Source organism: Gordonia sp. PS3 (assembly GCF_041950545.1).
In the GTDB taxonomy this organism is placed as follows: domain Bacteria; phylum Actinomycetota; class Actinomycetes; order Mycobacteriales; family Mycobacteriaceae; genus Gordonia; species Gordonia sihwensis.
On record NZ_CP169524.1, the window covers coordinates 1,564,847 to 1,590,576 of the forward strand.

At 69.4% G+C, this 25,730-nt stretch carries 28 protein-coding genes; 25 read left to right on the forward strand and 3 right to left on the reverse strand.

Annotated features, from left to right (window positions below):
- Positions 1-115 precede the first annotated feature (115 nt).
- From ACE11G_RS07215 to ACE11G_RS07240, 6 genes are all read left to right on the forward strand, one after another.
- Positions 116-1,450 carry an adenosylmethionine--8-amino-7-oxononanoate transaminase gene (locus ACE11G_RS07215; RefSeq protein ID WP_006895362.1) on the forward strand — a complete coding sequence of 445 codons (1,335 nt, stop codon included), beginning with the start codon at positions 116-118 and terminating at the stop codon, positions 1,448-1,450.
- Positions 1,447-2,580 carry an 8-amino-7-oxononanoate synthase gene (locus tag ACE11G_RS07220; protein WP_375003980.1) on the forward strand — a complete coding sequence of 378 codons (1,134 nt, stop codon included), beginning with the start codon at positions 1,447-1,449 and terminating at the stop codon, positions 2,578-2,580. The genes ACE11G_RS07215 and ACE11G_RS07220 overlap by 4 nt, the downstream gene beginning before the upstream one ends.
- The gene (bioD, locus tag ACE11G_RS07225; RefSeq protein WP_222111699.1) at positions 2,577-3,275 is read left to right on the forward strand and encodes a dethiobiotin synthase; all 699 of its coding nucleotides are present in this window, start codon (positions 2,577-2,579) and stop codon (positions 3,273-3,275) included. Before ACE11G_RS07220 ends, bioD begins: the two co-directional genes overlap by 4 nt.
- A 107-nt stretch (positions 3,276-3,382) precedes the next feature.
- Positions 3,383-4,420, forward strand: a complete 1,038-nt coding sequence (gene bioB, locus ACE11G_RS07230; protein ID WP_045540277.1) for a biotin synthase BioB — start codon at positions 3,383-3,385, stop codon at positions 4,418-4,420.
- A 68-nt stretch (positions 4,421-4,488) separates the two neighbouring features.
- On the forward strand, positions 4,489-4,728 hold the full coding sequence (locus ACE11G_RS07235) for a hypothetical protein (RefSeq protein WP_045540275.1): 240 nt from the start codon (positions 4,489-4,491) through the stop codon (positions 4,726-4,728).
- Positions 4,725-5,351, forward strand: coding sequence for a DUF2567 domain-containing protein (locus tag ACE11G_RS07240; RefSeq protein ID WP_045540273.1), 627 nt, complete (start codon positions 4,725-4,727; stop codon positions 5,349-5,351). The genes ACE11G_RS07235 and ACE11G_RS07240 overlap by 4 nt, the downstream gene beginning before the upstream one ends.
- Positions 5,352-5,377: 26 nt before the next feature.
- Here the strand turns inward: ACE11G_RS07240 and ACE11G_RS07245 are convergent, their stop codons facing one another.
- Both ACE11G_RS07245 and ACE11G_RS07250 read right to left on the reverse strand, forming a co-directional pair.
- A complete protein-coding gene (locus ACE11G_RS07245; RefSeq protein ID WP_045540271.1) occupies positions 5,378-6,058 on the reverse strand; it encodes an NUDIX domain-containing protein in 681 nt (226 codons plus the stop codon).
- Positions 6,059-6,112: 54 nt separating this feature from the next.
- A complete protein-coding gene (locus ACE11G_RS07250) occupies positions 6,113-6,769 on the reverse strand; it encodes a hypothetical protein (RefSeq protein WP_231650325.1) in 657 nt (218 codons plus the stop codon).
- An 84-nt stretch (positions 6,770-6,853) separates the two neighbouring features.
- Here ACE11G_RS07250 and nadA point away from each other — a divergent pair, with 84 nt between their 5' ends.
- Together nadA and nadC are read left to right on the forward strand one after the other, a co-directional pair.
- A complete protein-coding gene (gene nadA, locus ACE11G_RS07255; RefSeq protein ID WP_045540281.1) occupies positions 6,854-7,864 on the forward strand; it encodes a quinolinate synthase NadA in 1,011 nt (336 codons plus the stop codon).
- Positions 7,865-7,869: 5 nt separating this feature from the next.
- Complete coding sequence (gene nadC, locus ACE11G_RS07260) at positions 7,870-8,760, forward strand: carboxylating nicotinate-nucleotide diphosphorylase (protein WP_045540269.1); 891 nt, start codon at positions 7,870-7,872, stop codon at positions 8,758-8,760.
- A gap of 44 nt (positions 8,761-8,804) precedes the next feature.
- Here nadC and ACE11G_RS07265 read toward each other — a convergent pair whose 3' ends face one another.
- Positions 8,805-10,277, reverse strand: a complete 1,473-nt coding sequence (locus ACE11G_RS07265) for a DUF222 domain-containing protein (RefSeq protein WP_375003981.1) — start codon at positions 10,275-10,277, stop codon at positions 8,805-8,807.
- Between the two features lie 426 nt (positions 10,278-10,703).
- On the opposite strand from ACE11G_RS07265, the gene ACE11G_RS07270 reads away from it, so the two are divergent.
- From ACE11G_RS07270 to lgt, 17 genes are all read left to right on the forward strand, one after another.
- Complete coding sequence (locus ACE11G_RS07270) at positions 10,704-11,204, forward strand: GNAT family N-acetyltransferase (RefSeq protein ID WP_045538837.1); 501 nt, start codon at positions 10,704-10,706, stop codon at positions 11,202-11,204.
- 115 nt (positions 11,205-11,319) lie between these two features.
- Entirely contained in the window at positions 11,320-12,642 is a 1,323-nt protein-coding gene (gene hisD / locus ACE11G_RS07275) for a histidinol dehydrogenase (RefSeq protein WP_375003982.1), read from the forward strand.
- Complete coding sequence (locus tag ACE11G_RS07280; protein WP_375003983.1) at positions 12,639-13,760, forward strand: histidinol-phosphate transaminase; 1,122 nt, start codon at positions 12,639-12,641, stop codon at positions 13,758-13,760. Before hisD ends, ACE11G_RS07280 begins: the two co-directional genes overlap by 4 nt.
- 5 nt (positions 13,761-13,765) lie before the next feature.
- A complete protein-coding gene (gene hisB, locus ACE11G_RS07285; RefSeq protein WP_222111387.1) occupies positions 13,766-14,410 on the forward strand; it encodes an imidazoleglycerol-phosphate dehydratase HisB in 645 nt (214 codons plus the stop codon).
- Positions 14,407-15,048, forward strand: coding sequence for an imidazole glycerol phosphate synthase subunit HisH (gene hisH / locus ACE11G_RS07290; protein ID WP_006895377.1), 642 nt, complete (start codon positions 14,407-14,409; stop codon positions 15,046-15,048). Before hisB ends, hisH begins: the two co-directional genes overlap by 4 nt.
- Positions 15,049-15,324 carry a hypothetical protein gene (locus ACE11G_RS07295; protein WP_006895378.1) on the forward strand — a complete coding sequence of 92 codons (276 nt, stop codon included), beginning with the start codon at positions 15,049-15,051 and terminating at the stop codon, positions 15,322-15,324. It abuts the gene before it with no gap.
- A gap of 144 nt (positions 15,325-15,468) precedes the next feature.
- Entirely contained in the window at positions 15,469-16,218 is a 750-nt protein-coding gene (gene priA, locus ACE11G_RS07300) for a bifunctional 1-(5-phosphoribosyl)-5-((5-phosphoribosylamino)methylideneamino)imidazole-4-carboxamide isomerase/phosphoribosylanthranilate isomerase PriA (RefSeq protein ID WP_006895379.1), read from the forward strand.
- 7 nt (positions 16,219-16,225) lie between these two features.
- Positions 16,226-17,098 (forward strand): inositol monophosphatase family protein, encoded by an 873-nt coding sequence (locus tag ACE11G_RS07305; protein ID WP_006895380.1) that lies wholly within the window; start codon positions 16,226-16,228, stop codon positions 17,096-17,098.
- Positions 17,095-17,868 (forward strand): imidazole glycerol phosphate synthase subunit HisF, encoded by a 774-nt coding sequence (hisF, locus tag ACE11G_RS07310; RefSeq protein ID WP_006895381.1) that lies wholly within the window; start codon positions 17,095-17,097, stop codon positions 17,866-17,868. The genes ACE11G_RS07305 and hisF overlap by 4 nt, the downstream gene beginning before the upstream one ends.
- A gap of 40 nt (positions 17,869-17,908) precedes the next feature.
- Complete coding sequence (gene hisI / locus ACE11G_RS07315) at positions 17,909-18,289, forward strand: phosphoribosyl-AMP cyclohydrolase (protein WP_006895382.1); 381 nt, start codon at positions 17,909-17,911, stop codon at positions 18,287-18,289.
- 4 nt (positions 18,290-18,293) lie between these two features.
- Entirely contained in the window at positions 18,294-18,473 is a 180-nt protein-coding gene (locus ACE11G_RS07320) for a 4-oxalocrotonate tautomerase family protein (RefSeq protein WP_006895384.1), read from the forward strand.
- A gap of 8 nt (positions 18,474-18,481) precedes the next feature.
- The gene (locus ACE11G_RS07325) at positions 18,482-20,044 is read left to right on the forward strand and encodes an anthranilate synthase component I (RefSeq protein WP_156479452.1); all 1,563 of its coding nucleotides are present in this window, start codon (positions 18,482-18,484) and stop codon (positions 20,042-20,044) included.
- On the forward strand, positions 20,041-20,772 hold the full coding sequence (locus tag ACE11G_RS07330; RefSeq protein ID WP_006895387.1) for a TIGR02234 family membrane protein: 732 nt from the start codon (positions 20,041-20,043) through the stop codon (positions 20,770-20,772). Before ACE11G_RS07325 ends, ACE11G_RS07330 begins: the two co-directional genes overlap by 4 nt.
- 116 nt (positions 20,773-20,888) lie before the next feature.
- Positions 20,889-21,707 (forward strand): indole-3-glycerol phosphate synthase TrpC, encoded by an 819-nt coding sequence (trpC, locus tag ACE11G_RS07335; RefSeq protein WP_375003984.1) that lies wholly within the window; start codon positions 20,889-20,891, stop codon positions 21,705-21,707.
- Between the two features lie 138 nt (positions 21,708-21,845).
- Positions 21,846-23,153, forward strand: coding sequence for a tryptophan synthase subunit beta (gene trpB / locus ACE11G_RS07340; RefSeq protein WP_260868701.1), 1,308 nt, complete (start codon positions 21,846-21,848; stop codon positions 23,151-23,153).
- Positions 23,150-23,953: a tryptophan synthase subunit alpha gene (gene trpA / locus ACE11G_RS07345; protein WP_006895391.1), complete on the forward strand. Its 804-nt coding sequence runs from the start codon at positions 23,150-23,152 to the stop codon at positions 23,951-23,953. Before trpB ends, trpA begins: the two co-directional genes overlap by 4 nt.
- Positions 23,954-24,031: 78 nt before the next feature.
- Positions 24,032-25,708, forward strand: a complete 1,677-nt coding sequence (lgt, locus tag ACE11G_RS07350; RefSeq protein ID WP_375003985.1) for a prolipoprotein diacylglyceryl transferase — start codon at positions 24,032-24,034, stop codon at positions 25,706-25,708.
- Positions 25,709-25,730 lie beyond the last annotated feature (22 nt).

A 25,730-nucleotide genomic window follows, 5' to 3' on the forward strand; every position in this document is an offset into this window, starting at 1 on the left:
TCCTGACCTGCCCTGTACGTCGTACAGGCGTCTCCTGTACATCGTTCAGGACGTCCTGTACGGTGTCCAGGAATCGAGGAATCCGTGTGGGATGTGCAACGAACAGGAGGCCGGTATGGACCAGACCACCATCGCGCAGATCGATGCGAAGCACGTCTGGCACCCGTACGGCGGCTTCCCGTCCAGTACGCGGCCGCTGGTGGTGCGGGACTGCGCGGGCGTGCACATCCGGCTCGCCGACGGCACCGAACTGATCGACGGGATGAGCTCGTGGTGGTCGGCCGTTCACGGCTACCGTCACCCGCGACTCGACGCGGCGCTCGCCGAACAGGCCCGTCGTATGTCGCACGTGATGTTCGGCGGGCTCACACATGAGCCCGCGGCGAGACTGGCCCAGACGCTGGTGAGCCTGACTCCCGATCCGCTCCAGAAGGTCTTCTTCGCCGACTCCGGTTCGGTGTCGGTGGAGGTCGCGGTGAAGATGGCGGTGCAGTACTGGCGCAGTCGCGGGCGCAGCGAGAAGCACCGCCTGCTGACCTGGCGGGGCGGCTACCACGGCGACACCTTCGCGCCCATGAGCGTCTGCGATCCCGAGGGCGGCATGCACTCGATGTGGCGCGGAGTGATCGCCGAGCAGGTCTTCGTCCCCGCGCCTCCGGACGCGCGTGCGGGTGCGTCCGCCGACGAGGCCTACCTGACCATGTTCGACGCGCAACTCGAACTGCATCGCGATCGACTGGCCGCAGTGATCGTCGAACCGGTGGTCCAGGGTGCCGGCGGGATGCGGTTCCACTCGCCGTCGCTGATCGCGGGGCTGCGGCGACTGTGCGATCGCCACGACGTGCTGCTGATCTGCGACGAGATCGCCACCGGCTTCGGCCGGACCGGCACCCTTTTCGCGGTCGACGCCGCGGCCGTCAGCCCCGACATCGTGTGCGTGGGGAAGGCGCTGACCGGCGGCTACCTGACGCTGGCCGCCACCCTCACCACCGATGAGATCGCCGCGACCATCAGCCGCGGCGAGGCGGGAGGTCTGGCACACGGACCGACCTTCATGGCCAACCCACTGGCCTGCGCGGTCGCCTGTGCGTCCCTGGAGGTACTCGCCGAATCGGACTGGCGGACGCGCGTGCCGCAGATCGGCCGCCGGCTCAGCGCGGGGCTGGCGTCGTTGACCGAGGTGGCAGGCGTCGCCGACGTACGCACACTGGGGGCGATCGCGGTGATCGAGCTCGATCGCGAGGTCGACGTCGCTGCGGCCACCGACGCGGCGATCGCGCGCGGAGTGTGGGTGCGGCCGTTCCGAAACCTGATCTACGCCATGCCGCCGTACATCATCACCGATGCACAGATCGACGTGCTGACAGCAGGCATGACCGCGGCGGCGAGGGCGTCGGTGGAGGCGTCGGTGGAAGCAGACACCCGCGAGGACGAGGAGTTGGCATCATGAGCGCACCGTGGCTGGCGGACATCGCCGCGCGGACCCTGAACGCAGGACTGCACCGGGAACCCGTGGTGCGCCAGGCCGGAGCGACCGAGATCAACCTCGCGTCCAACGACTACCTCGGGCTGTCGAGCCATCCGGACGTGATCGCCGGGGCACACGCCGCACTCGACCGGTGGGGTGCGGGCTCCACCGCCTCCCGTCTGGTCGCGGGAACCACGCAGGCGCACATCGACTTCGAGAACGACCTCGCTGAGTTCCTGGGTTTCGAAGCCGCTCTGGCCTTCTCGTCCGGGTATCTGGCCAACGTCGGCGCGATCACCGCGCTCGTGGGCCGGGGTGATCTCATCGTGAGCGACACCGGAGCGCACGCCTCGCTGATCGACGGATGCCGGCTGTCGCGGGCGCGCGTGGAAGTGGTGCCGCGCGGCGACGCCGATGCCGTGGAGCGAGTGCTCGCCGCACGGTCGGAGGAACGCGCGCTGGTCGTGACGGATTCGATCTACAGCATCGACGGCCGGATCGCTCCGCTCCGCGAGTACTACGACACGGCCACTCGGCACGGCGCGATCATGCTCGCCGACGAGGCGCATGCGCTGGGCGTGCGCGGCCCCGGCGGGCGGGGAGTCGCGGCCGAACAGGGACTGTCCGGCGCTCCCGGTCTGGTGATCACGACGGTCGGGTCTAAGTCGCTCGGTGCACAGGGCGGCATCGTTCTCGGCACGCATCTGCTCCGCGAGCATCTCATCGACCATGCCCGGACCTTCATCTTCGACACCGGTCTCAACCCGGCCGCCGTCGGGGCGGCGCATGCGGCGCTGCGCATTCTGCGCGGCGATCCGCAGATGCCCGACCGGCTCCGCGCCGGAGTGCGCCGGCTCGCCGCCGCCTGCGGTGGCGGGATCCCCGACGCCGCAGTGGTGTCGCTGATCGTGGGCGACCCGGTGGCCGCGGTCGACGCCGCCTCGCTGTGCCGGGAGCAGGGCGTCTTCGTCGGATGCTTTCGACCGCCGTCGGTGCCCGAGGGCACTTCGCGGTTGCGCCTGACCGTCCGCGCCGACCTCGATGACGCCGACCTCGACTACGTGGCCTCGGTCGTGACCGGCGCGCTGCGCCGGGTGGTGGAGGCCGCATGACCGCGCGGATCATGGTCGTCACCGGCACGTCGACGGATGTCGGCAAGACGGTCGCGGTCGCCGCGCTGGCGGCCGCCGCCCAGGCCGCCGGACTCCGCGTCGGCGTGTGCAAGGCCGCGCAGACGGGGGTCGCGCCCGGCGAACCGGGCGACCTCGACGAGGTGCGCCGCCTCGCCGGAGAGATCCCGGTGCGCGAGCCGGCACGGTATCCCGAGCCGCTGGCCCCCGAGACCGCCGCTGCGCGGGCCGGGATGGAGCCGGTGACACTCGATGCGATCGCCTCGGCGACCGAGGAACTCGCCGCCGTCACCGATCTGGTGCTGGTGGAAGGTGCGGGCGGCGTGCTGGTGCGGCTCGGGCCGGACTTGACCGTGCTCGACGTCGCCCGGCGACTCGGCGCGGAGATGCTGGTGGTCGCGGACCCGGGGCTCGGAACGCTCAACCACACCGAACTCACCGCGCGGGCGATCGCCGCAGCCGGGGTGACACTGCGCGGTCTGGTGATCGGTTCCTGGCCGGACGAACCGGATCTCGCGATGCGGTGCAACCTCGCCGATCTTCCACGGCTGACGGGAGCGCCGATCGTCGCGACCGTCCCCGCAGGGGTCGGGCGGTCGCCGGCCGACGACTTCCGCGTCGCCGCACCGACGTGGGTCGACGCCTCGCTGTTCCGCGTGGACGCGACCTGTTCATGACGCCGAGAACGTGCCGCACAGCGCCGGCCGAGGGAGATACGCCCTCACCCGGTGCGTCACCGGCACGTTCCTAGAACTTCACACCCATTCACGAAGGAGATCTCCCCATGACCACGACCGCCGACACGTCAGCCCCGGCAGCCGCGGACACCGCCGACATCCTCGCCGTCGCGCGCGAGCAGGTCCTGGAGCGCGGCGAGGGACTGAGTCAGGACCAGGTCCTGCGCGTCCTGCAGCTCGACGACGACCGCCTCACCGAACTGTTGCAGCTCGCACACGATGTGCGGCTGCGGTGGTGCGGTCCCGAGGTGGAAGTGGAGGGCATCATCTCGCTCAAGACCGGCGGCTGCCCGGAGGACTGCCACTTCTGCAGTCAGTCGGGACTGTTCGCCTCTCCGGTCCGCAGCGCCTGGATCGACATCCCGTCGCTCGTGGAGGCGGCCAAGCAGACGGCCAAGACCGGAGCGACGGAGTTCTGCATCGTCGCCGCCGTGCGTGGACCGGACAAGCGACTGATGACTCAGGTCGCCGCGGGCATCGAGGCCATCCGCAACGAGGTCGACATCCAGATCGCCTGCAGCCTGGGCATGCTCACGCAGGAGCAGGTCGACGAGCTCGCAGCGATGGGTGTCCACCGTTACAACCACAATCTGGAGACCGCGCGCAGCCACTTCCCGAAGGTCGTCACCACGCACACGTGGGAAGAGCGCTGGGGCACCCTGAGGATGGTGCGTGAGGCGGGCATGGAGGTCTGCTGCGGCGGCATCCTCGGCATGGGGGAGACACTCGAGCAGCGCGCGGAGTTCGCCGCCGATCTCGCGGCGCTCGAGCCCGACGAGGTGCCGCTGAACTTCCTGAACCCGCGCCCGGGCACGCCCTTCGGCGACCTGGAGGTACTGCCGGCCTCGGAGGCGCTGAAGTCGGTGGCCGCGTTCCGGCTCGCGCTGCCCCGCACCATCCTGCGGTTCGCGGGCGGCCGCGAGATCACCCTCGGCGATCTCGGAGCCAAGCAGGGCATCCTCGGCGGCATCAACGCCGTCATCGTGGGTAACTACCTGACCACTCTCGGCCGGCCCGCGGAGGACGATCTCGATCTGCTCGACGACCTGAGCATGCCCATCAAAGCCCTCAATGACACGCTGTGACTCGCGCCGGTAGCCTCGAAGGTCGTGGCCCGTCCGCCGCGGCCATCAGATTCCAGGAGGCGTCGACCATGACGAGCGTGATCCCCGGTCCGCTGCAGCAGCCGCTGCGCTTCGGCGTGTACACCGGTATCGAGCTCGAACTGCAGGCCGCGGACGAGGTCCCCACAGCGGCGCGACTCGGCCTGGAGCCGCCGCGCTTCTGCGGCCAGTGCGGCCGCCGGATGGTGGTGCAGGTGCGGCCGGACGGTTGGGATGCACGGTGCTCCAGGCACGGAACGGTCGACTCCTCGGAGATGGGACAGCGATGAACGCGCGCCGGGTGGTCGCGGTCGTACTCGCGCTGTTCGCCGCGGCGGTGGCGGTCGGAGGACTGTGGGTGCTGTTGGCACCCGCCCCCGACGTCGTCGTCGAGCACGGCGGGCAGATGCGTTTCGCGACCGAGGCCGACCCGGCGAAGCTCTTCGACGGGGTGGCGATCTTCTCCTTCCTCTGCCTCGGACTGGGTGTGCTGATCGGACTCGCCACCTGGTTCGGGCTGCGCACGTCGAGGGGTATCGGCGGATTCGCGTTCGTGGTGCTGATGTCCATCGCCACGTCGGCGCTCGCGCTGAACCTGGCCGACCGTTTCGGCCGGATGTCGCACGGCGAGATCGAGCGGTCCGTACCGGGTTCCTACTCCGGGACGGTGAACCTCTGGCTCGACGGCGATGTCGGTCCGGCCTGGGTGCTGCTGCTGTGTGCGCCGACGGCCGGCGCGCTGGTCTATCTCGTATGCGTCCTCTCGAGCGCGCACGCCGATCTCGGCGTGGGCGACCTGCCTGCAGACGAGTTCGGTGAGATGCGTGAGCCCTTGCCGATCGGTGCGGTCGGATTATCCGACGGCGGCGAGGTCGTGCCGCCCTCGCAACCGGGAGACCCGAGCGGACGCTGAGGCGAGACGTGGGGAAGTGCGGTCCGTCACATGGGTGGGCGCAGCGCGGCGAATTCGTCGGTCACCCTGATCCGAGCGTCCGCGAACTCATACAGCGCGGGCGGACGGCCACCCGTCCGGCCGGTGTGGCCGACGGTTCCCGTCGCCACGACCACTCCGCGGCGTGAGAGGACCCGCAGCAGATTCGTCGAGTCGACCGGGTAGCCCAGCGCCGCTCCATAGATCTCGGAGAGTTCGGACATCGGGAACTGGCTCGGCGCCAGAGCGAACGCGATGTTGGTGTACGAGAGCTTGCCCGCCAGACGATGCCGTGCGAGGTCGATGACGTCGCGGTGGTCGTAGGCCAGTTCCGGCAACTCGTCGACGGCGAACCATGCGGCATCGGCGACGGTCTCGGCGGGGATATCGCTCGGCACCAGCGCCAGGAAAGTCGATGCGACGGTTCGCTGTTCGGGCACGCGGTCCGGGTCGGAGAACACCGACAGCTGTTCGAGGTGGGCCACCCGAGTGAGCCCGGCGCGGGCACCGAGCCATCTCAGCGCGGCCGCCCCCAGCGTCTCGCGCTCAACGATCGGTCCGCCGGGCAACGCCCATCCGGCCTGCTCGCACCGATGCAGCAGCACATGCAGCGCCGGGACGTCGACGTCGGTTTCGCGCACCTGGAAGACAGCGGTGAGCACCTCGACGCGCACGGTGGTTTCGGCCATGCGATCCAGATTAGGAGACGGTCGTTCCGCTGCGCATTCGGTCCCGGTGGACGGTCACGGGTGAGTGACCCAGGTGCTCCCGCCGCACATGATGAACAGTCCCGACGGATCCCGCGACACCCGATCGACGCTGCTGTCGCAGGGATCGCCGACATTGTGGACGCTTCCGTCGTCGTCTCCGTGCTGGAGCCAGTGCGGCGTCGGCCTACCGGAGTAGCCGCAGACCAGACTGCGGCCGGAGGCGTCTGTCTGGAAAGTGCGTACTTCCGAGTCCGAACACTCCGAACCCTCGACGACCGGCGGTGCCTCCTCCGTGACCGGCTCCTCGACAGCCGGCGGGTCGGGTCTCTCGGTCTGGGACGGCGGGGATTGCGTGACCGACACGGTGACGGTCGCCGGCGGAGCTGCGGCGTCGTTCGATCGCTGAGGGTCCATCAGGACGATCGTGACCGCGACCGCGACAGCCACCGCCAATAGAACCGCAACGGCCACGAGTATCCGCGTCACATGTCGTGTCGCCATCGATGCAGTCACCTCTTCGGCCTCGTCCCACGTGAATGGAAGCACCGTAGCCCACTGCACCGGCAGGCCTTGGCGTTCCCGCTGACAGCGCGCCCGAACGCTGTCACGACCGGGCGGGAATGCGTCGTCGATCACAGGTGTTACGATGACGAGGTGTTTTCGATCTATGGTCGAAAACCTCTGGCGCACAGCCCGCGCTCGAGACCACGCGATGGGAGAGCAGTCGTCATGACTACTGGAACCGTGATCACCCGGACCGAGACCGAACTCGGCATGCCCGACCCCCGCCACGGTATTCCGCCCGCCTACGGCGGCGTGGAGCCGACGGCCGAGTGGGCCGAGGAGATCAAGCGGCTGGCGAAGGCGCGCAACGCCTCGATCCTGGCTCACAATTACCAGCTGCCCGAGATTCAGGACATCGCCGACCATGTCGGCGATTCGCTCGCACTGTCGAGGATCGCCGCGGAGACCGATGCGGACGAGATCATCTTCTGCGGTGTGCACTTCATGGCCGAGACCGCCAAGATCCTGAGTCCAGAGAAGCGGGTACTGATCCCAGACGAGCGAGCGGGCTGCTCGCTCGCCGATTCGATCACCGCGGACGACCTGCGCGCTTGGAAGGCTGAGTTCCCGGACGCGGTCGTCGTCTCGTACGTCAACACCACCGCTGAGGTGAAGGGACTGACGGACATCTGCTGCACCTCGTCGAACGCGGTGGACGTGGTCGCGTCGATCGATCCGGACAAGGACGTGCTGTTCCTGCCGGACCAGTTCCTCGGTGCCCACGTGAAGCGTGAGACGGGGCGCGACAACATTCACATCTGGGCGGGCGAGTGCCACGTGCACGCCGGCATCAACGGCGATGAACTCACCGAACAGACCGAGAGTCACCCCGGCGCCGACCTGTTCATTCATCCCGAGTGCGGGTGCGCCACGTCGGCGCTCTATCTGTCGGGCGAGGGCGTCGTGCCGCAGGAGCGCGTCAAGATCCTCTCCACCGGCGGCATGATCGACGCCGCGCGAGCCACTCACGCCAAGCAGGTGCTGGTGGCGACCGAGGTCGGCATGCTGCACCAGCTGCGTCGTGCGGCGCCGGAGATCGACTTCCAGCCGGTCAACGATCGTGCAGCCTGCCCGTACATGAAGATGATCACCCCGGCGGCGCTGCTGCGATGCCTCACCGAGGGCAAGGACGAAGTCCACGTCGCTCCGGATGTGGCCGCCCGTGCACGGCGCTCGGTGGAGAGGATGATCGCGATCGGCAATCCCGGTAGCGGAGAATAGGCGGAGTGAACTCCTTCATCGGTCAGCAACAGGCAACCGGCGATCTGGATCTCGTCGTCGACGAGGAACTCATCGCTCTGATCCGCACGGCACTCCTGGAGGATCTTCGATACGGTCCCGACATCACCACGCTGGCGACCGTGCCACCGGAGACGGTCGCGGACGCGAAGATCGTCTCCCGCCAGCCCGGCGTGGTCGCCGGCCTGCCGGTGGTCCGGGCCGTGTTCGACGAGGTGATCGGGAGCGATAACTACGTAGTCACCGAGCAACTCGACGATGGCTCGCGCGTCGAACCCGGGTCGGTCGCTCTCGCGCTGCGTGCCCCGGCGACCTCGTTGTTGACCGCGGAGCGTACCGCCCTCAACCTGCTGTGCCATCTGTCCGGTATCGCCACGGCGACGGCTGCGTGGGTCGACGCCGTGGACGGCACGCGTGCACAGATCCGGGATTCGCGGAAGACGCTGCCCGGTATGCGCGCGCTGCAGAAGTATGCGGTCCGGGCGGGCGGCGGAGTGAACCATCGGATGGGTCTCGGTGATGCCGCGCTCATCAAAGACAATCACGTGGTCGCCGCGGGCGGTGTCGCGCAGGCGCTCGAAGCGGTCCGCGCTGCGGCGCCGGATGTTCCGGTGGAGGTGGAGGTCGATTCGCTGGAGCAGCTCGACGAGGTCCTCGAGCTCGCGCCCCAGCTGGTTCTGCTCGACAACTTCGAGCCGTGGCAGACGCAGATGGCGGTGCAGCGCCGAGACACGCGGTCGCCCGAGACGAAGCTCGAATCATCAGGCGGACTGGCACTGGACTCGGCGATGGACTACGCGAGGACCGGTGTGGACTACCTCGCCGTCGGGGCATTGACCCACTCGGTCACGGTCCTCGACTTCGGCTTGGACATGTGACCGACGGTGTTCGCGCACTCCTGTGCCCGGCCGGGTGTGTCCGGTCAGGCGGCCAGGAGTGTGTCGAGGTAGTTCTCGATCCGGGATTCGCTGGGTTCGGGCGGCGGCTGGGGTTGGTGGTCCGGGAGGAGTTCGGCGTGGTGGATTTGGTTGATCCGCCATCCGGGCGGTCTTGTCCCGTCCCTGGTGTTGCCGCTGGGTCGCCAGACGACGCGGCCGGCGTGGGGTCCGTCGATCAGGATCATCGTCTGCCATTGCCCGGGGCGGGGGCCGACGGAGCGATTGTGACGCCCGCATGCGGCGCCGAGGTGGTCGATGTCGGTGGGTCCGCCGTCGGCCCAGTCCGGGAAATGATGGGCCTGCGTCCGGGTGAACGGGGCGTCGCAGCCGGGGGCGGTGCAGCCGCGGTCGCGGGCGAAGAGCATCAATCGCTGTGCCCGCGACGCGAGCCGACGACCTCGTCCGAGGTAGAGGGCTTGTCCGGTGTGGGCGGAGAAGACGGCCAGGTGCGGGGTTGCGGTGGCGGCGACTTCGATCAACTCCGCGACCGGCACCCGGGTCCCGGTCGCGGTCAACGCGATCCCGGCCTGCTCGGCCAACTCGTGGTCGGTGACGGTGATGACCAGATCACCCGACCGCCGACCACCCCCAACACCAGTGCGGGAGGCGCGCAGCAGGGCCTGCAGACCGTCGTGGGTGCGCTGCCCGGGCGTGCGGGTATCGCGCTCGACGGCGGCGGCGAGGGCGGCCGGGTCGGCAGACTCAACGGTCCCCGACGGGGAGTCGGGGTCGTCGGGGTTGTTCATTCCCGGTGCGGCCCACGACGGCAGTGCGGCTTCCATTTCCGCGCGCAGGGCCGGGGTGAGGTAGCCGCGGACTTTGCTCATCAACCGCAGATCTTGGGGCAGGATCGTGAAGCCGCGCAGGCGTTTGCGGTCGCGTTCGTCGGTGACGGTCCCGTCCGGGTCCAGGTGCGCGAGCAGTCGGATGCCGGCGGTGCGGACACCGGCCGGACTCAACTCGCGCGCGACCCACGCCAACTGCACCTCGGCCCGCGCGCGTACTGATGCGTCGATGGCGGTGGGGATCTTGTCCATGATGGCGTCGATTTCGCGGACGTGGTCGGCACCGATCGCACCCTCGCCGACCGCGACCGCGGTCGCCGGCAGTACCGGTGGGTGGGTTTGTCCTTGCAGGTCGGTGAATCGTCCGATGCCAGCGGCGCTGAGGCGTCGGCGGCGGGCGGCACCGTCACCGAGCCGCAACCCCTGCGCCAAATACTGATGCACCGACAAATACCCCGCCTTGCGATACACGGCCCGGTCGGAGACCTCCACCAGCACCGCGGCGTCGACACCGTCGAGACGACGATGCGTGCGCTCGAGGGTCTCGACGGTTTCCAACAGGGCGTCTTCGGTCACCGCGGACAGCGGCAGCGACGCGAACTTGGTCGCCGCAGCCTCCAACAGGCGGGCGAGGGCGGCCGGATCGTCCGGCAGCACTTCTGACGTGACCATCGAACCCACCCCCTCCACCTGCACAGTGTCCGAGAACACTTCTGCTGTGCTTCTATGTTCGAATCATACCGCCGACCTCCGACAAGAACTGTGAGAGAAGCCGCAGACCTGTCGGGCAGCCCATGGACGAGCGCTATCGGGGCGAACAGTGGCGCCTGTCGCCGGGCCGCGAGACCGACCGCGAAAGTCTCGTGCGACCGTCCGTCCGCGGTCTGATAGCGGTGGCGGCCGAAACCGACCATCGACCCCCACATCACCGGCTCGGTACCGGTCATCTCCCGAAACAGTCGGACCACGAGCCGGGCGTCGTCCCGCCGCCGCTGGTCCGTGACAGCAGCGAGATACGCATCCACCGAGTCGTCACCGGGGGCCGTCTTCGTCATGGGTCGAGCCTAGATGTCCGTACGTTCGGGCATCATCGGTGGAATGACGCCGACCGTGTACGCCTCGACCGCCTCCGAACTGGACCCGATCACGTTCTACGGTCTGCTGCGACTGCGCGAGGAGGTCTTCGTCGTCGAACAGGACTGCGCCTACCACGAGTTGGACGGCCGGGATGTGGAGCCCACCACTCTCCACCTCTGGTGCGCGGACCCCGTGGACGGAAGTCCGGTCGCCACTGTGCGCGTGCTGCTGGACCGACTTCCCGACGGCGAGACCCGGCACCGGATCGGCCGGGCCTGCGTGCGGCCCGAACTCCGAGGCACCGGGTTGATGCGGGCCCTCCTGGATCGGGCCGTCGCCTACATCGCCGACCGCCCGAGTGTTCTCGACGCTCAGGCCCACCTCGCGGGCCTGTATTCACGGTGGGGATACGTCCCCGACGGACCGGAGTTCGTCGAGGACGGGATTCCGCACGTGCCGATGCGGCGCGACCCCGCGCGGCGGCCGGGCCCGACGAGAAGGTCGACCGCCGAACGGGCCTGAATCGCATGCGGAGTGTTCAGTCGCCTTCGGCTCCGAGGCCGGTGCGCAAACGGTTTGCACCGACCGCATATCCTGGACAGTGCCCTCAAGTCCTCGAAAGCGGAGTGGAGAACACATGCTCACCCGAACCGACCTGCGAGGCAGCACCCCGACGCTGAGCCAACTGCGTCGTGCGCTGCCGCGCGGCGGAACCGACGTCAACGCCGTGCTGCCCACGGTCACTCCCGTCGTCGAAGCGGTCGCTGAGCATGGTGCCACCGCGGCCCTCGACTACACCGAGAAGTTCGACAGGGTCCGCCCGGCGTCAGTCCGCGTCCCGGCGGAGGTGATCGCCAAGGCGCGGGCCGACCTCGACGGCGCGGTCGCCGATGCCCTGGAGGAGTCGATCCGTCGCGCTCGCCTGGTGCACGCAGACCAGCGACGCCAGACCTCGGTCACCCAGGTGGTGCCCGGCGGAACCGTCGCTGAGAAGTGGATCCCGGTGCGCCGCGTGGGTCTGTACGTTCCCGGAGGCAACGCCGTCTACCCGTCCAGCGTGATCATGAACGTGGTCCCGGCTCAGGAGGCGGGTGTCGGCTCACTCGTCGTCGCGTCTCCGGCCCAGGCCGACTTCGGCGGATGGCCGCACCCGACCGTCCTCGCCGCGTGCGCCCTGCTCGGGGTCGACGAGGTGTGGGCCGTCGGTGGTGCGCAGGGCATCGCGCTTCTGGCCTACGGCGGTGACGACACCGACGGCCGCGTCCTGGACCCGGTCGATCTCATCACCGGTCCCGGCAACATCTACGTCACCGCGGCCAAGCGCCTCGTGCGCGGCGTGGTCGGCATCGACTCCGAGGCCGGTCCCACCGAGATCGCGATTCTGGCCGACGACTCCGCCGATCCCGCGGTCGTCGCCTCCGATCTCATCAGCCAGGCCGAGCACGACGTCCTCGCGGCGGCGGTGCTCGTCACCGACAGCGAGGCGCTCGCCGATGCGGTCGACGAGGCCGTGGAACTCGCGGCGACGGCCACGAAGCACTCCGAGCGCGTCAAGACCGCGCTGGCCGGTCCGCAGTCCGGGGTGGTCCTGGTGGACGACATCGACGCCGGGCTGGCTGTCGTCGACGCGTACGCGGCCGAGCACCTGGAGATCCAGACGCGTGACGCGCAGGCCGTGGCCGACAGAGTGACCAGCGCCGGCGCGATCTTCGTCGGTACCTATTCGCCGGTGAGCCTCGGTGATTACAGCGCGGGCTCCAACCACGTTCTGCCGACGTCCGGCTCGGCCAAGTACGCCTCCGGCCTGTCGGTGCAGACGTTCCTGCGCGGAGTGCATGTGATCGACTACGACCGCGACGCGCTCGCGGAGATCGCCGACCGCGTCGTGACGCTGGCGAACGCCGAAGACCTTCCCGCGCACGGCGAGGCGGTCCAGGCCAGGTTCGGGGGAGCACGGTGACCGGTCCGGGCCGGTCCGTCGGTCTCGCCGACCTCCCGTTGCGCGACTCGCTGCGCGGGAAGTCGCCGTACGGAGCACCGCAGCTTCAGGTTCCGGTGGTGCTGAACACCAACGAGAACCCGCACCCGCCGAGTCGTGCGCTGATCGACGACGTCGCGAAGGCGGTCGCCGCCGCGGCCGAGGATCTGCACCGATACCCGGATCGGGATGCGGTGGGCCTGCGTTCGGACCTCGCCGCGTACCTCAGCGCGGCCACGGGCGTGGAACTGTCGGTCGACAACGTGTGGGCGGCCAACGGCTCCAACGAGATCCTCCAGCAGATCCTGCAGGCCTTCGGTGGGCCCGGGCGCACGGCGATGGGCTTCGTGCCGTCGTACTCGATGCACCCGATCATCGCCGACGGCACGCAGACGCAGTGGGGCCCCGCTCATCGCGCGGACGACTTCTCTCTGGACGTGGAGCAGGCCGTCGCAGCGATCGCCGAGCACCGGCCCGACATCGTCTTCGTGACCTCGCCGAACAATCCGACCGGCGGGAGCGTCGCGATCGCCGATCTGCGGCGTCTCCTCGACGCGGCCCCCGGCATCGTGATCGTCGACGAGGCCTACGGCGAGTTCTCGTCGCAGCCGAGCGCGGTCTCGCTGATCGACGAGTTCGGCAGCAAGCTGATCGTGTCGCGGACCATGAGCAAGGCGTTCGCCTTCGCGGGCGGCCGGCTCGGCTATCTGGCCGCGGCGCCGGCCATGATCGAGGCGCTGCTTCTGGTGCGCTTGCCGTACCACCTGTCGGTGCTGACGCAGGCCGCCGCGCGGGCGGCCCTGCAGCACTCGTCGGAAACGCTCGGTGCGGTCGCCGCGATCGCCGCCGAACGCGACCGCGTGGCCGCCGCGCTCACGGGTATGGGATACGCGGTGACGCCGTCGGATGCGAACTTCATCCTCTTCGGCGAGTTCGCGGACGCTCCCGCCACCTGGCAGCGCTACCTCGACCGCGGTGTCCTGATCAGGGATGTCGGCATCCCCGGGCACCTGCGTGCGACCATTGGACTACCAGCCGAGAACGACGCCTTCCTGGCCGTCAGCGCGGAACTGGCCGATACCGACCGAAAGCAGCAGTAGCAGCAGTGACAACAGCGCAGCACGAACCCCGGATCGCCCGCGTCGAGCGCACCACGCGCGAGTCGTCGATCACCGTCGAGATCAACCTCGACGGCACCGGCAGGACCGACATCGACACCTCGGTGCCGTTCTTCGACCACATGCTCACCGCGTTCGGTGCGCATGGCAGCTTCGACCTCACCGTGCACGCGAAGGGCGACATCGAGATCGAGGCGCACCACACGGTGGAGGACACCTGCATCGTGCTGGGACAGGCCATCGGGCAGGCTCTCGGCGACAAGAAGGGCATCCGCCGGTTCGGCGACGCCTGGATCCCGATGGATGAGACGCTCGCCCAGGCCATCGTGGACGTCTCGGGCCGACCGTACTGCGTGCACACCGGCGAACCCGATCACATGCTGACCGCCGTGATCGGCGGCTATTCCGGCGGCGACAAGCCGGTCGTGTCGTACGCGACCGTCCTCAACCGTCATGCGTTCGAATCGATCGCGCTCAACGCCCGCATTGCCCTGCACGTCCGCGTGCTGTACGGCCGCGACCAGCACCACATCACCGAGGCCGAGTTCAAGGCCGTCGCGCGAGCACTGCGCGAGGCTGTCGAACCGGATCCGCGGACCTCGGGCATCCCGTCGACGAAGGGCGCCCTGTGAGTTCACCGCGCGTCGCGCTCCTCGACTACGGTTCGGGCAACCTGCGCTCGGCGCAGCGAGCGCTGGAGCGAGCCGGAGCGCAGGTCGAGATCACGTCCGACTTCGAGACCGCGATCGGTGCCGACGGACTGGTGGTGCCCGGCGTCGGTGCGTTCGCGGCCTGCATGGCCGGGTTGAAGGCGGTCCGGGGCGATCGGATCATCGGACGCCGGCTGGCGGGCGGGCGGCCGGTGCTCGGAATCTGCGTGGGGATGCAGATCCTGTTCAGTCACGGCGTCGAGTTCGGCGTCGACACGCAGGGCTGCGGCGAGTGGCCGGGTTCGGTGACCAGACTGCCGGCGGAGGTGCTCCCGCACATGGGCTGGAACACCGTCGACGCACCGGACGACTCGGTGCTCTTCGACGGTATCGACGACGACGCACGCTTCTACTTCGTTCACTCCTACGCCGCGCAGACGTGGGAGATGGATTCGGCGGGTTCGCCGATACAGACGCCGAAACTCACCTGGTCCGAGCACGGTGGACGGTTCCTGTCCGCGGTCGAGAACGGTCCGCTCTCGGCCACGCAGTTCCATCCCGAGAAGTCCGGTGACGTCGGCGCCGAGCTGCTGCGGAACTGGATCGGGGGGATCGCGTAAGTGAAAGAGACAAGCGAAGCGGCACAGCAGTTCTCGTTCGCGAGACTGGTGTTCTATTCGCTCGGTGCGGGCGTGCTGGTGCTCGCGGTGATGCTGCCGATCGTGCTGTCGCTGGCGCGACCGTACCCGACCGCCGCGCTGTGCGTCGCCCTCGCCGCCATCGTGCTGATGGTGGTCGCGATCGCCCTCGTCTCGCGCCGGATGCTGGCCGGCGTGCAGCGGGAGATCGACGCCCGCCGGGCGGAGTTGGAACGCAGGCGAACACAGGAGAAGTGACCGGCTCCGACGGCACCGGACGGTGGACGCTCGCGCCCGGACACCCGCGACACGGCGCCTCCACAGCACCCCCACAAACATGTCGACCCCGCGACACGACAACGTGCGGCCGGCACCGTACACACCGAAAGCGAAACTGAACTGATGGGCATCCTCGAACTCCTCCCGGCCGTCGACGTGGTCGACGGTCAGGCGGTTCGCCTGGTCAAGGGCGAGGCCGGATCGGAGACCTCCTACGGCTCACCGCGCGACGCTGCGCTGGCCTGGCAGCGGGACGGCGCCCAGTGGCTGCATCTCGTAGATCTCGACGCGGCGTTCGGCCGCGGCGACAACCGTGAGCTGCTCGCCCAGGTGGCCGCCGCAGTGGACGTGAAGGTGGAGCTGTCCGGCGGCATCCGCGACGACGCCTCGCTCGCCGCCGCGCTGGCGACCGGGTGCACGCGGGTCAATCTCGGCACCGCCGCCATCGAGAACCCCGCCTGGTGCGCACGCGCGATCGCCGAGTACGGAGACAAGATCGCCGTGGGACTCGACGTGACGCGCAACGGCTCCTCGTACACGGTGCGCGGCCGCGGCTGGGTCACCGAGGGCGGCGACCTGTGGGAGACCCTGGAGCGCCTGAACAACGACGGTTGTGCGCGGTACGTCGTCACCGACGTCAGCAAGGACGGCACGCTGAGCGGACCCAATCTGGAACTGCTGGAACAGGTGGCCCGCGCCACCGACTCGCCCGTCGTGGCCTCGGGCGGCATCTCGCAGATCGACGACCTGCTCGCGATCGCCGAGCTGACCGCGCTGGGCGTGGAGGGCGCCATCGTTGGCAAGGCCCTGTACGCGGGCCGCTTCACACTGCGCGAGGCGCTCGACGCCGTCGCGGGCGCCGGGAGCCGGTGAACCGGCCGTGACCGATGCCGTCGACGCACGCGACTACCCGCAGCTGCTGGCTGCCGGGGAATCGGTGCTCGACGAGGTCACCGGGCTGTTCGTCGACGGGCTGGGCTCGCCGGGCACGCACGCGAAGGGCCGTGGCGACTTCGCCACCGACGTCGATCTCGCGCTGGAGCGCAGCATCGCCGAGAAGCTCGAGCGACGGACGGGCATCGAGGTCCACGGCGAGGAGTTCGGCGGCCCGGCCCCCGACGACGGCGCGATGTGGATTCTCGATCCGATCGACGGGACCTTCAACTATTCGGTGGGGATGCCGATCGCCGCGATGCTGCTGGCGCTCGCCGTCGACGGTGTGCCGGTGCTCGGGCTCACCCGACTCCCGCTGGTCGGCCAGCGCTTCGCCGGTCATATCGGCGGTCCGCTGATCATCGACGGGGAGGCGGCCGAGCCCGTGCCCGACAGCCCGCTGGAATCGGCCGTCATCGGCTTCGGGTCGTTCAACGCGCGAGCGCGCGGCGAGGTCCCGGGCGCCGGGCGCGCTGAGTTGCAGCGCCGCCTCAGCTACCGTGCCGGCCGGCTGCGGATGACCGGCTCCACCGGCACCGACATCGCGTATGCGGCGGCCGGCGTGTTCGGCGGCGCGGTGTCGTTCAGCGCGAAGGCGTGGGACAACGCGGCCGGCGCGGCGCTGATGCGCGCCGCGGGAGGCGTCGTGACCGACCTCGCGGGCGACCCGTGGACCGTCCAGTCCACGTCGCTCGTCGCGGGCAATCGCCTGCTTCATGGACAATTGCTCGAGGTGATCGGCGAGGCGATGCCGGATCAGTTCGCCGACCGGGACCTCGGCAGTCGAGAACGAACCAACAGCAAGGAGACTCACCCGTGAGCGTGGCAGTCCGCGTCATCCCGTGTCTGGACGTCGACGACGGGCGAGTGGTGAAGGGCGTCAATTTCGAGAATCTGCGTGATGCCGGGGACCCGGTGGAACTCGCGGAGCGCTACGACGCCGAGGGCGCCGACGAGTTGACCTTCCTCGACGTCACGGCGTCCAGTGCGGGCCGCGGCACCATGCTCGACGTGGTGCGGCGCACCGCCGACGCGATCTTCATCCCGCTGACCGTCGGCGGCGGCATCCGCACCGTCGACGACGTCGACACCATGCTGCGCGCGGGCGCCGACAAGGTGAGCGTCAACACGGCCGCCATCGCACGGCCCGACGTGCTGAGCGAGATGAGCCGGAGGTTCGGTTCTCAGTGCATCGTGCTGTCGGTGGACGCGCGGACGGTGCCCGAGGGCGGCGAGGCGACGCCGTCTGGTTGGGAGGTCACCACTCACGGCGGTCGCCGGGGCACCGGCATCGACGCCGTCGAATGGGCTCGCCGCGGGCAGGAACTCGGCGTCGGTGAGATCCTGCTGAACTCGATGGACGCCGACGGCACCAAGGCCGGATTCGACATCGCGATGATCCGGGCCGTGCGCGACGCGGTCACCATCCCCATCATCGCCAGCGGCGGTGCGGGCGAGGTCGCCGACTTCGCACCGGCTGTCGAAGCCGGCGCGGACGCCGTTCTGGCCGCTTCGGTGTTCCATTTCGGCGACATGACGATCGGCGAAGTCAAGGACGCGATGCGCGCCGAGCACATCGTGGTGCGCTGAGACCGTCACCGGCCGCACACGTTCGAGAAGAGGGAGAATCATGGCGCTGCCCGCAGAGCTCGCAGCCACGTTGAAGCGAAACGACGACGGTCTGTTCGCCGCGATCGCGCAGGAACGGTCCACCGGCATCGTCTTGATGATGGCCTGGATGGACGACGAAGCCCTGGAGCGGACGCTCGCGACCCGCAAGGCCACCTACTACTCGCGGTCCCGCGGGGAGTACTGGGTCAAGGGCGAGACCAGCGGGCACACCCAGTACGTCCACGACATCCGGATCGACTGCGACGGCGACACCCTGCTGCTGACCGTCGACCAGACGGGTGCGGCCTGCCATACCGGCAATCACAGTTGCTTCGACACCGAGCCGCTGGAGTTCGGGGTGCCTGCCGAACCCGCGCGAACCGACGACCAGGAACGGTGACGCGATGCCGCTGATTCAGATATCCCAGACGCCGGGTCTCTCCGACCGCGTGAAGCGCGAGACGATCGCCGCGGTCACCGAGGCGTACGCAAAAGCGACGGGCAAGAATCCCGACTCGGTGTGGGTGACGATCACCGAAGTGCCGCGCCAGCACTGGGGCGTCGGCGGAGAGCCGCTGGGGTGACGGGCACGATGAGCACCGCAGACAACTCCGCGAGCACGACCCCGCTCGCCACCTTCCTCGATCTGGCCCGCGACCACCGAGTGGTCCCGGTGACCCGCAAGGTCCTCGCCGACTCAGAGACACCGCTGTCGGCGTTCCGGAAGCTGGCAGCCGAGCCGGGGGCCGGCGGCGGTCTCCGCGAAGGCACCTTCCTGCTCGAATCCGCGCCGAACGGCGCCTCGTGGTCGCGCTGGTCGTTCATCGGCGCGGGCACCCGTTCGGCCCTGACCGTCGCCGACGGGCAGGCGCACTGGTGGGGCGACGTCCCCGCGGGAGCTCCGGTGGGCGGCGATCCGGTTGCGGCGCTCGACGAGTCGTTGCGGCTGCTGCAGACCGATCCGCTCGACGGGATGCCCCCGCTGACCGGCGGCTTCGTCGGCTTCATGGCCTACGACTTCGTGCGCCGCCTGGAGCGGCTTCCGGAACAGACGGTCGACGACCTGCGGCTCCCCGACATGTTCTGGCTGCTGGTGGCCGATCTCGCCGCCTTCGACCACCACGAGGGCACGATCACCCTGATCGCGAACGCCGTGAACTGGGACGGCAGCGACGAGCGCGCCGAAGAGGCCTACCACGACGCCGTCGCGCGGCTGGATGCGATGACCCGGGCGCTGGCCGCCCCGGCTCCCTCCACCGTCTCGACCTTCGACAGGCCCGCGCCCGACTACCGCTCGCAGCGCTCGCTGGACGACTACCGCGAGATCGTCGAGGGTCTGGTCGGACAGATCGAGGCGGGTGAGGCGTTCCAGGTGGTGCCGTCGATGCGCTTCGAGATCGACACCGACGCCGATCCGCTCGACGTGTACCGCGTCCTGCGCGCGTCGAATCCGAGCCCGTACATGTACCTGCTTCGGATGCCGGGCGTCGACCGGGAGCCGTTCACGATCGTCGGATCCTCGCCCGAGGCACTGGTCACCGTCACCGATCGGGTGGCCACCACACACCCGATCGCGGGCACGCGCTGGCGCGGTGCCACCGAGGCGGAGGACCAGTTGCTCGCGAAGGGCCTGCTCGAGGACGAGAAGGAGAACTCCGAGCATCTGATGCTGGTCGACCTGGGCCGCAACGATCTGGGCCGGGTATGCGAGCCGGGCACCGTCCGCGTCACGGACTACCGCCGAGTGGAGCGCTACAGCCACGTGATGCACCTGGTGTCCACGGTCTCCGGAACTCTTCGCGACGACAAGCAGGCGCTCGATGCGGTGACCGCCTGCTTCCCGGCGGGAACCCTCACCGGGGCGCCGAAGGTCCGGGCGATGGAATTGATCGAGGCCAACGAGATCACCCGCCGCGGACTGTACGGGGGCGTCGTCGGATATCTCGATTTCGCAGGCAACGCCGACACCGCGATCGCGATCCGGACGGCACTGATGTCCGGCCGCACCGCCTACGTCCAGGCCGGCGGCGGAGTCGTCGCCGACAGCGACGCCGAGTACGAGTTCAACGAGGCGCGCAACAAGGCGTCGGCGGTGCTCGCCGCAGTAGCCGCCGCCGGCACCATGCGCCCGGTGGCGGGGGAGGAGACCCCATGAGCAATCCGCAGACCCCCGAGCAGCAGACCCCCGAGGAGCCGGCCACGGCTGCGCGGCCCGTCAACCGGCGGTGGCAGGCGATCGCCTCGGTGCTGATCCTGCTGGCCGCACTCGGCCTCTGGGCTGCGTCCCGGATGCAGTGGGCCACGATCCTCGTGGCACCGGATCTGGGACCGGCCCGCGAGTTCACGGTGCACGGCTCGGACTGGAGTCCGTGGCTCACACCGGTGGCGATCGCGATGGCCGCCGCCGTCATCGCGCAGTTCGCGTTGCGCGGCTGGGCCCTGCGCATCGTCGCGATCCTGGTGGCGATCGGCGGCGGTGTCGCCGTCATTCCGGCCATCTCCCTGCTCACCGAGGGCGAGGACAATCTCTACATCGTGCAGATGGTCGACGTCCCGGCGCGAGCCGTGGTGGACGGCATTCCCACCGAGTCCACCCCCGGATACCTGGTGATCGCCTCGGCGATCTGTGCGGTGCTCGGCGCGGTTGCGATGGCCCGAACGGCCAACCAGGGCGGCATGTCGTCGAAGTACTCGGCGCCCGCCGCCCGCCGCGACGAACTCGAACGGCAGATCTTCACCGAGCGCGAGCGGGCCGCGGCAGCGGGCGAACCAGCCGCTCCCGCGCCCAACGAGCGATTGCTGTGGGACTCGCTCGACGAGGGGATCGACCCCACCGACGACCCGGCGGATCACTCCGCCGACGACGCCGGTCCCACCCGCTGAGGACCGGCGGTCGCGGGCCTGTTCGCGACGTGGATCACGGGTGAAGCGACCCCAGCCTCCCGGTCTCCCGCGGTGGTGCTTACTCTTGATGCACGCAGTGAAAGGGGCCGATAGTCGTGAGCAACCAGTCAGTGCTCGATTCGATCATCGAGGGAGTCAAGGCTGACGTCGCCGCGCGCGAATCGGTCCTCGATCTCGCCGCAGTCAAGAAGGCCGCGGCAGCGGCGCTGGCGCCGCGAGATGCGATGGCGGCGCTGAGTCAGACCGATATCGCGGTCATCGCCGAAGTGAAGCGGTCGAGTCCCTCCAAGGGCCGGCTCGCGAACATCCCCGACCCGGCCGATCTGGCGAAGGCGTACGAGGACGGCGGCGCTCGCATCGTCAGCGTCCTCACCGAGGAACGCCGCTTCGGCGGGTCGCTCGCCGACCTCGACGCGGTGCGTGCGGCGATCGACATCCCGATCCTCCGCAAGGACTTCATCGTCGGGCCGTATCAGATCCACGAGGCGCGCGCACACGGAGCGGACGTCATCCTGCTGATCGTCGCCGCCTTGGAGCAGCAGGTCCTCGCCTCGCTCCTCGACCGCACGGAGTCGCTGGGCATGACGGCCCTCGTCGAGGTGCACACCGAGGAGGAGGCCGACCGCGCGCTGGAGGCCGGGGCCAAGGTCGTCGGCGTCAACGCCCGCAACCTGAAGACTCTGGAAGTGGACCGCGACTGCTTCGCGCGCATCGCCCCCGGGCTCCCGTCGAGCACCATCAAGGTGGCCGAGTCCGGCGTGCGCGGGCCCGCGGACCTGCTGGCTTACGCAGGGGCCGGCGCTGACGCGATCCTGGTCGGCGAAGGCGTCGTGACCAGTGGCGATCCGCGGCTCGCGGTGGCCGACCTGGTGACGGCGGGCTCGCACCCGTCGTGCCCCAAACCGTCGCGCTGACGGCCGGCGAACAGCACTGACGACCCCGCCCCCGCTGTTCTCGGCGGGGCTCGGGGCGAGCGGTAAATCCAGTTGCCGCCGGGATCGAACGATGAGGATACTGAAGACGTGACAGACAATCCCGAAGCCGCCCAGCGCATGTCGACTGGCACGGCGTTCCCCAAGGCCAGCGACGGCGTCTCCGACGTCCACCCGATCGGCCCCGACGATCGAGGCCACTGGGGCGACTTCGGCGGACGCCACGTCCCCGAGGCGCTGATGGCGGTGATCGAGGAGGTCACCGCGACCTACGAGAAGCTGCGCGTCGACACCGACTTCCTCAACGAACTCGACCGGCTGCAACGCGACTACACCGGTCGTCCGTCACCGCTGTACGAGGCCGAGCGGCTGCGTGAGGACGCGGGCGGCGCACGTCTGTTCCTCAAGCGGGAGGATCTGAACCACACCGGCTCGCACAAGATCAACAACGTCCTCGGCCAGGCGCTCCTGGCGAAGAAGATGGGCAAGACCCGCGTCATCGCCGAGACCGGCGCCGGCCAGCACGGAGTGGCGACAGCGACGGCCTGCGCCCTGCTCGGCCTGGAATGCCTGGTCTACATGGGACGCGTCGACACCGAGCGGCAGGGACTCAACGTCGCCCGCATGCGTCTTCTCGGCGCCACCGTGGTCGCCGTCGAGACCGGTTCGGCGACGCTGAAGGACGCGATCAACGAGGCCTTGCGCGACTGGGTGACCAATGCCGACACCACGTACTACTGCTTCGGCACGGCCGCCGGCCCGCATCCGTTCCCGATGATCGTCCGCGACCTCCAGCGGATCATCGGCCTGGAGTCGCGGGTGCAGATCCTCGAGAAGATCGGGCGCCTGCCCGACGCGGTCACCGCCTGCGTCGGCGGTGGATCGAACGCGATCGGCATGTTCCATCCGTTCATCGACGACGAGGGCGTCCGCATGGTCGGATTCGAGGCCGGCGGCGACGGCGTCGAGACCGGACGGCACGCCGCGACCTTCGCGGGCGGATCTCCCGGCGCCTTCCAGGGCGCCTACTCGTACCTCCTGCAGGACGAGGACGGGCAGACCATCGAGTCCCACTCCATCTCGGCGGGACTCGACTACCCCGGCGTCGGGCCGGAGCACGCGCATCTGCAGCAGATCGGACGGGCCGAGTACCGGCCGATCAACGACGATGAGGCCATGGAGGCGCTCGCACTGCTCTCGCGCAAAGAGGGCATCATCCCGGCCATCGAGTCTGCCCACGCCGTCGCCGGTGCTCTCCGCCTCGGCCGGGAACTCGGTGAAGGCGCGGTCATCATCGTGAGCCTCTCGGGCCGCGGCGACAAGGACGTGGAGACAGCGGCCCGCTGGTTCGATCTCTTCGAGAAGCCGCCGTCGGAGACCGAGTACGCCGCCCGCCTCGCCGCAGCCGCAAAGGAGAACGCTCGATGAGCAAGCCCGCCCCCGACTCCCGGCTGGGAGCCACGTTCGCGGCGTGCAAGGCGGACAACCGTCCGGCGCTGATCGGCTACACGCCGGTCGGCTACCCGACCGTGGCCGACTCGTTGACGACGTTGCGGACCATGGTCGAGGCCGGATGCGACATCGTGGAGATCGGCATCCCGTACTCCGACCCGGTCATGGACGGCCCGACCGTCGCGCAGGCGGCACAGAAGGCACTGGAGAACGGCTGCCGTGTCCGCGACGTCTTCGCCGCCGCCGAGACCGTCGCCTCGGCCGGCGCACAGCCCGTGGTCATGACCTACTGGAACCTGGTCCTCAAGTACGGCGTCGACGCCTTCGCCCGCGATCTCGCCGCTGCGGGCGGCGTCGGACTGATCACGCCGAACCTCATCCCCGACGAGGGGGCCGAATGGCACGCGGCGTCGGACGCACACGATCTCGACCGGATCTACCTGGTGGCGCCGTCGTCCACTCCCGAGCGTCTGGCGATGACGCTCGACAACTGCCGCGGCTTCGTCTACGCGGCCTCGACCATGGGCGTCACCGGCGCACGCGACACGGTCTCCAATGCGGCGCCCGAACTGTGCGCGCGGGTCCGCGAGTACTCCGACATCCCGATCGGTGTCGGACTCGGCGTCCGCGACGGCGATCAGGCAGCGGAGATCGGGGCCTACGCCGACGGCGTGATCGTCGGCTCGGCCATCGTCGCGGCCGTGGAGAAGGGCCAGGACGCCGTCGCCGCAGTGGTGTCGGATCTGGCCGCGGGCGTCCGCCGCGCCCGAAGCTGACCGACTCGGAGCGCGTTCACGGGCGTCGAGCCCAGGCGGTCACAGACGGTGAGACGGTTGCACGATACTGTGGCACCCGTGACTGACGGAACCGTCCTCGCTTACATTCCGAGCCCGCCGCAGGGGGTGTGGTACCTCGGCCCCGTGCCGATCCGCGCTTACGCCCTGTTCATCATCGTCGGCATCGTCGTCGCGGTCTGGTGGGGCAGTCGCCGCTGGCGGGCCCGCGGCGGTCAGCCCGGTGAGGTGGTCGACGTCGCACTGTGGGCGGTGCCCTTCGGGCTGATCGGCGGCCGGCTGTATCACGTGCTCACCGACTGGAGCACGTATTTCGGCGCCGGAGGAAAAGGCCTCGGTGCGGTCTTCCGCATCTGGGACGGCGGCCTCGGCATCTGGGGCGCGGTCGCGCTCGGCGCTGTCGGTGCATGGCTCGGAGCCCGGACCATGGGTATCAGGCTTCCGCCGTTCGGGGACGCGATCGCGCCGGCGATCCTGCTGGCGCAGGCCATCGGCCGGCTCGGCAACTACTTCAACCAGGAGCTGTTCGGTCGGCCCACCACCGTGCCGTGGGGCCTGGAGATCTACGACCGCTCCGACTCCAGCGGAGTGATCTCGTACAAGCTGATCGACGGCGTCTCCACCGGGAACGTGTACGCGGTGGTGCATCCGACCTTCCTGTACGAACTCCTGTGGAATGTCTTCTTCGTGGTCGTGCTGGTGCTCGTCGACCGGCGGTTCCGCATCGGGCACGGCCGGCTCTTCGCGCTGTACGTCGCGGGCTACTGCGTCGGCCGGTTCGTCGTCGAGCTGATGCGCGACGACTACGCCACGCACATCTTCGGCGTCCGCGTGAACGTCTTCACCGCGGCGATCGTGTTCCTGTGCGCGGCCCTCTACTTCGTCATGGCGCCCAAGGGCCGCGAGCAGGGTCTGTCGATGTACTGGCCGCGCAAGGCGGAGGAACTCGCGGCCGAGGGCGCCGTCGGATACGTGCCGCCCGAGATGGACGACGAGGCGGCCGACGAGGATCGGGCGGTCTACGACGACGAGACGCTCCATGACGAGGCCGTCGACGACGAGACGCTCTATGACGATCAGGCGGTCTACGAGGACGAGGTGGTCGACGAGGGCCCGGCGGACTATGACGCCGAGGCCGGGACTCACGACGAGGCCGCATCGGAGGTTCCGGAGGCCGCTGAACCGGAGTTCGAGGTGGCGGCCACCTCCGACGCTCTCTTCGCTCCGGAGGCGGACTCCGCGGAGGCTGCTGTCGGCGCGGACGAGACCGATACCGAGACAGTCGAAATCGCGGCCGGGGCCGCCGAGACCGATGAGACCGAGACCGATGCCGCCGAGACCTGTGCCGCCGAGACCTGTGCCGCCGAGACCGATGAGACCGACGCCGCCGGGTCCGAGCCGGAGGGCACGGTGGTCCCGGGCGTCGAACCGTCGATCGCCGAATCCACGGTGGAGCAGGGGTACACGATCGTTCCCGCGGACGACGAGGAGCTCTCGGGCATCACGATCATCGAGCAGAATCCGGGCGGTTCGGCGGGGTCCATCGAGATCCGCCGCAGTGACGACGCACCCGAGCGCGACGCACCCGAGGCCCGCGGGGTCACTGAGGCCCCCGAGGCGCCCGAAGAGGTCGATCAGACCGCCGATGACACAGCCGACGAGACCGTCGAGACCGACGGGGAACGACCGGCCGAAGGCGACGAACGGAGCGGTCCCGACACCTCGAAGGACAAGTGAGTCGGTCGTCACCGGTGTCCGG